This is a genomic window from Glaciimonas sp. Gout2 (assembly GCF_035018905.1).
Lineage (GTDB): Bacteria > Pseudomonadota > Gammaproteobacteria > Burkholderiales > Burkholderiaceae_D > Glaciimonas.
Window position 1 is genome coordinate 25,501 of the sequence record NZ_JASJXA010000041.1, and the last position, 6,353, is coordinate 31,853.

Below are 6,353 nucleotides of genomic sequence, written 5' to 3' on the forward strand. Positions count from 1 at the left end.
ATGGACGAATTTGCTTTCCGCAATGCGCGAAATTAATTTTGGACAAATTTACTTTCTAAAACCGATAACGCATTGAATTTATTGGATAAATTTCTGATGCTTCGGAAAAAATCAGGATTTGGACAAATTTACCGTCACAATTTGGACAAATTTGCTTTCGTCTACGCTAATCTAATCTAATCTAATCTGTCTTATCACTCACCACCACCGAGCCATAGATAGAATCCAGATGGATTCGGCTAAATTTATTCTTGCCAGCCTCCTGAGCATCAAGTCGTCTGTAGCTTGACTCTGATGCAGTCCCCTTTCTTGGCTGATATTGGTCTGCCAATATAACTAGCCAACCTTTTTTGAATCGACATCATGAAAAAAATGTCGTTTTTAGTATTTCGTATTGGCATAATTATTTAAGGATATATTTCCATACGGCATTGTTATAGAATATTGCAAAAGATGTAAAAAATACACTTGGTTAGGTGTTCGGCTATTGATCCGTGTGAGGACGGATCAATATGCCCAACTTTGAAGGGATGGGTATTCCGCTCAATGTGATTCTGCTCTGTATCTGCTGTTACGTGGTTGGCCCGTTGAGCTACAAACACCTGGTGGATCGAGCAGGACTATCGCGCTATTAAGCGGGTCACCCGGCCGATGCTCGAGGCGAAATCGCCCTCCAGCGCCGGTTAGCTGTGTGCCGATGGCGAGTTTGTGATCCGCAAGGGTCAGTACACGACCGATAACGCGGATGCAATATTATTCGCCGACCAGTTTATGCCCCGATTCAACGGGACCCCTTAGTTTGAGATACACAATTTCTTTGGTGAAAATTTTCACCTTGTGATTAATAACGCGACAAAGTCACTGGTGTTTGTGCTCGTATTCGTACTTGTAGGAGCTGCTGTTATTGGAATGTTGATGGCCATTCGGAGGCCGCTGAACTGAGATCGCTGCCGATGGCTCTAGCCGAGACTTTATTTTGTAATGTTCCAAATCTGGAGACAAGTACATGAAATTAGACGTCATTGTTATCGACGATACCTCGGTCAATCTTTTTTTGACATCGCACTTGATCAGTAAATTTGATGGGTGTGTTCCAAAATCATTTACCAACCCGCAAGATGGTCTGGCATGGTGTGCTGAACATGTTCCAGATTTAATTATCGTTGATTATATGATGCCCGAAATGGACGGCATTGAGTTTATCCGTCGTTTTCGCGCTTTCCCGGGACGTGAAGACATCCCTGTATTGATGGTGACGGCCAACGATCAGGTCGAAACCCGCCATCGTGCCTTGGAGGCAGGTGCCAATGACTTTCTTTTAAAACCGATAGATAAGGTCGAACTTGTAGCGCGTACTCGCAATATGCTGTCGTTGCGGCGTAGTCAGCGAAACTTAATAGACAACGCAACCTGCTTGGCCTTAGAAGTAGAAAAGGCCACGGCCGAGATAAGAGCGCGCGAGCGGGAAACTATTATCCGCTTGTCGAAGGCGGCTGATTACCGCGACCCTGAAACCGGTTCGCATATTTTACGCGTGTCCCATTTCTCCAAACTAATAGCAGCCAATATGGGGTTGTCGGAGCAGGATCAACAAATGTTGTTCAACGCTACACCGATGCATGATGTTGGCAAGGTAGGTATTCCTGATCACATTCTGCTCAAGCCTGGCCGGCTGGATGCCGCAGAATTTGAAATCATGAAACAGCATGCGATTTTAGGCTTCAACATACTTGATGGTAGCCAATCCGTTATCTTACAGGCGGCAGCCCAAATTGCCTTGTCACATCATGAAAAATACGATGGCAGTGGCTACCCCCAAGGCTTGGTCGGTGATGCCATTCCAATCTTTGCCCGCATATGCGCTGTGGCCGATGTGTTCGATGCCCTGACGTCCGAACGCCCCTATAAAAAAGCCTGGGACGACGTACGTGCCGTAGCATTGTTACGTGAGGGTTCCGGCCATCATTTCGATCCCGCATGCGTGGATGCCTTCTTACTTAACTGGGATGAAGTGGTAGCGATACGCACTCGTTTCAAGGAAGAATAACTCTCCAGGGCGAGACTGGCATTGTCTAACGACTTGACCAAGCGAATGTATGCTGACTCTGCGCGTAAATCGCTACAGAGACCCGCACAACAGACCGGCCTTCAATCATTTACCTGAGTGATTATTGCGGTTGGCCTAACCAGCAGAAGAAGTTATCGAAAAAATGAGAGCACTATTTATTTTTTGTGTAATAACGGTCACCTATGTGATCAGCGGTAAATTGGCAATGCTGCTGACGCTTCCAGTCGGTTATGCCTCAACCATTTTCCCTCCTGCCGGAATTGCTCTGGCTGTCCTGTTTATTGCTGGAAAACGGCAGTTACCGTCCGTTTTTCTGGGAGCACTTCTGCTTAATATATGGATTGCGTATTCGGCCGGTCAATCCATGGACAGAATGCAGTTGATTCTCGCTGCGTCGATTGCCGCTGCGTCAGTAGTGCAGGCTAGTGTGGGGAGCTGTTTGCTCAGGAAAGTTATAGGTTACCCGCTTAGCCTTGATCGTGTCCGGGAAATCTTACGCTTTATGCTTCTGGCTCCAGCTATTTGTCTCATCAGTGCCAGTCTATCCGTGAGCAGTCTGTTTGCTTTTGGTGTTTTTGGTTCAAGCAGCATTTTCATTAATTGGGCTAGCTGGTGGCTAGGCGATACGCTCGGTGTCGTAGTGTTTTTCCCTCTGGTTATGATCTTGGCCGGTGAACCGCGTGTTCTTTGGAAAAAACGTTTAGGTACAGTGGCGCTACCTATGCTGTTTATATTTACGATTTTTGTCGCGATATTTCTCAAAACGAGTCAGTGGGAATATCACGATTCATTAAATGATTTTCGGCAACTTTCCCAGCAGGTCAACAGCCAGGTTCAAACCAAACTTGAGGAGCAGGAATCGTTGCTGGAACAAGTGGCAGGTTTAATGACTCATGATCAAAAAAGCCCAATTACACGGGGAGGTTTTCATCGTTTCGTGGCAAGGTCGTTGATCCGTTTTCCGATGATACAGGCAATCGAATGGGCACCGGAAGTCAGTGGAATACACCGTCAGTCTTTTGAAGATACGCAACGCCAGGAATCACCAACGTTTAGGATTTGCGAGCGTGATGATCAAGGAACGATGCAGCAAGCAAAAAAACGCAGCCAATATTATCCGGTTACCTACGTTGAGCCACTTGCCGGTAATGAGTTGGCATTAGGATTTGATCTTTCTTCAAGTCAGACACGATTGCAGGCAATACGTAAGGCCAATCAGTCGGGAGCGTTAATTATTTCTGCACCGTTAAAACTGGTGCAGGAGCGTCAGCACCAGATAGGTGTTCTGTTACTGTTATCAGTAGAGCCAAATGATTCAAAATCAGGTATCGTTTTAACCGTTTTGCGGATAAGCGATTTTATGGAGAGGCTGCTCCAGTACACCCGTCCTATGTTGTACACCCGGCTTGTCGACCTTGATGAAAAACAAATTATTTACGATAACTTTGATCAGGAAAGTCATCCTGAATTAATCGACTACTTCTTCAATTTTGGTTCCCGCCATTACAAGCTGGCAACCGCACCAACCCCAAAATATTGGACTTTGCATCGTAACTGGCAAAGCTGGGCCTTACTCGCCGTGGGTACGTTTGGTAGCGGATTACTGGGATCGCTGCTATTGCTTGGTACTGGGTATACATCGAGGATCAAAGAGGAGGTCAAAGAAAGAACCAAGCAATTGGAACAATCGAAAAAGGATGTGGAAAGACAGAATGAAAAGAATCTGGCGATCTTACGTAATGCCAGCGATGGAATACATATCCTTGATGTTGATGGAAATTTGATCACGGCGAGCGATTCCTTCTTTGCCATGCTTGGCTATCAGCGTGATGAAATCATCGGATGCAATGTTTGCCATTGGGATGTGCAATTATCTGTTGAAGAGCTTACGCTGGTAATAAAGAATCAGTTCGAAGTTAACAAGAGATTCCAGTTTTTATCACGTCACAGGCGAAAAGACGGTGCCTTCATTGATGTTGAGGTTAACGGTATGGCGCATGAACTGGACGGACAGCCTGTGTTGATCAATTCGTCACGCGATATCACTGAGCGTAATCAATCTTTAGAACAATTGCGGCAGGCCAAGCAAGTTGCCGAGGACGCTAGCGTTGCCAAGAGCAGTTTTCTAGCCAACATGAGCCATGAAATTCGTACGCCAATGAATGGCATTATCGGGATGACCGAACTTGCGCTCGATACTGAGTTAAATCAGGAACAAAAGGAGTATCTTGGGTTGGTCAAGTCCTCCGCGGATGCGTTACTCCATATCATCAATGACATTCTTGATTTTTCCAAAATTGAAGCCGGGAAGATGGATATTGATGAGATTGAATTCGATTTGCGTGACATGCTATCGCAAACCGCACGTTCGATTGCCTTGCAAGCTCATCAAAAAAATTTGGAGTTACTCCTCGATATTGATCCTGCTATTCCACGAATACTGATTGGCGATCCGAGACGACTGCGACAGGTTATTGTAAATTTAATTGGAAATGCGATCAAATTTACAGAACACGGCGAAATAGTGGTCAAGGTCACGATGGATACACAATCGGCAAATCGCAACAGGCTGTCGTTGTGCATCAGTATTCGCGACACCGGCATCGGCATTTCCAACCAAAAATTCAAGGCAATCTTTGACTCATTCTCACAGGCAGATAGCTCGACCACACGCCACTACGGTGGTACAGGGCTAGGACTTTCGATATCGTCCAGATTCGTTGAACTGATGGGCGGGACCATCACACTAGTGAGCAAAGTTGGCCAGGGCTCCACGTTTTTTGTCAATATCATGCTTGGGAGCACCCCGCATGAGACGCTACTGCCTGATGAAATAGTGGATTTGAAGGATATGCGGATGTTAGTGGTTGACGACAATTCGACCAATCGTCAACTTACAGTGGAGATTGCTCGGCTGTGGGGAATGCACCCGACTTCAGTATCTGGCGGACAGCAGGCGCTAGATGAACTGGCTCGTGCCAAACATGCTGGTGAGCCGTATAAGTTGCTGTTACTCGACGTCCGAATGCCAGACATGGATGGTTTTGCGGTCATTGAACATCTGCGTGCTCAACATGAAGATGCCATTGCACCGGTCATGATGCTTACTTCCGATGGGCAGCGGGGCGATGCGATACGTTGTAGTGAGTTGGGAGTTGTCGCCTATTTAAATAAACCATATTTGCAATCTGACTTACTTGACGCGATTATGAAGGCCCTCGGGCTAGCATATGGAAAAGTACCGCAGTTGCTCCCGCGCCACTCTTTGCGCGAAAAGAAACACAAAATCAATGTGCTACTGGCAGAAGATAATAGTGTTAACCAAACTTTGATCACAGTGTTATTACAAAAATTCGGGCACAGCATCGATATCGCAGAGAACGGTCTTATGGCCGTCGACAAATGGCAAGTCGGGCAATATGATCTGATTCTAATGGATGTTGATATGCCTTTACTAAACGGGTACGCGGCGACCATGCGAATACGTGAACTTGAGCAGCAGAGGCAGGGACGTGTACCTATCATAGGATTGACGGCTCATGTGGTGCAAGGCAGCCGTGAAAAATGCTTGGAAGCGGGCATGGATAGTTATCTGTCAAAACCAATTAACACCGAAGCATTATGGCGTGAGTTGAATAAATTAGGCCGGCCTGTTCATATTGATAAGCCCGCAATTACAGTCAGGACGCTCACTGTTGCAGATTTCGCTAAGACACGAAAAGATGTTGATGATGACCACGTAATTTTTGACAAGGTCGTGCAGCTATTTTTGGTGGAAGCAGCCATTCACGTGCAGCATATAAAGGACGGAGTAACGCAGCATTCCGTCGACAAAGTACGCTGTAGTACACATACATTACGAGGAATATTAGGTATTTTTTCAGCCGAACGTACTATACAGGCAGTGCAGAATATTGAGCGATTAGCCGACCAAGCGGATATCGATGAGCCTATCAAAGAACTCGATATCGCGCTGGCAGAATTGGTGCAGACGATGCGGTCGTATCATTGGTAAATCATCCGCGTTATCTGGTTCAAGGCGACATTTCCAATATTGGCAGCTTGCACGCCCATTAATGAACCACCGCTGAGGGTTTCCGCGGTGGTGCCGTCATAGACCTTGTTATTCGCAGTGTGGGCTCCCCTGATGGTCGATACTTTTGCAGGTCGGTGCTTTCGCAGTGATATTGGCCGTCAATGTGTTGAGTTGTCAATGCCGGAGTAAAGATGTACCAAATGGCGCGTTAAAAGTGTACCAATCCGGGTTAATAAATAGAGCCGTTGA

The 6,353-nt window shown here is 46.3% G+C and carries 3 protein-coding genes; all 3 read left to right on the forward strand.

The window, feature by feature from the left end:
• Positions 1-512: 512 nt before the first annotated feature.
• The 3 genes from QN379_RS19715 to QN379_RS19725 all read left to right on the forward strand — a co-directional run bounded on the left by QN379_RS19715 (position 513) and on the right by QN379_RS19725 (position 6,083).
• The gene (locus QN379_RS19715) at positions 513-635 is read left to right on the forward strand and encodes a hypothetical protein (RefSeq protein WP_322240824.1); all 123 of its coding nucleotides are present in this window, start codon (positions 513-515) and stop codon (positions 633-635) included.
• Positions 636-1,006: 371 nt separating this feature from the next.
• Positions 1,007-2,047: an HD domain-containing phosphohydrolase gene (locus tag QN379_RS19720; protein WP_323507376.1), complete on the forward strand. Its 1,041-nt coding sequence runs from the start codon at positions 1,007-1,009 to the stop codon at positions 2,045-2,047.
• Positions 2,048-2,210: 163 nt separating this feature from the next.
• Complete coding sequence (locus QN379_RS19725; protein ID WP_322240820.1) at positions 2,211-6,083, forward strand: response regulator; 3,873 nt, start codon at positions 2,211-2,213, stop codon at positions 6,081-6,083.
• Positions 6,084-6,353: the final 270 nt, after the last annotated feature.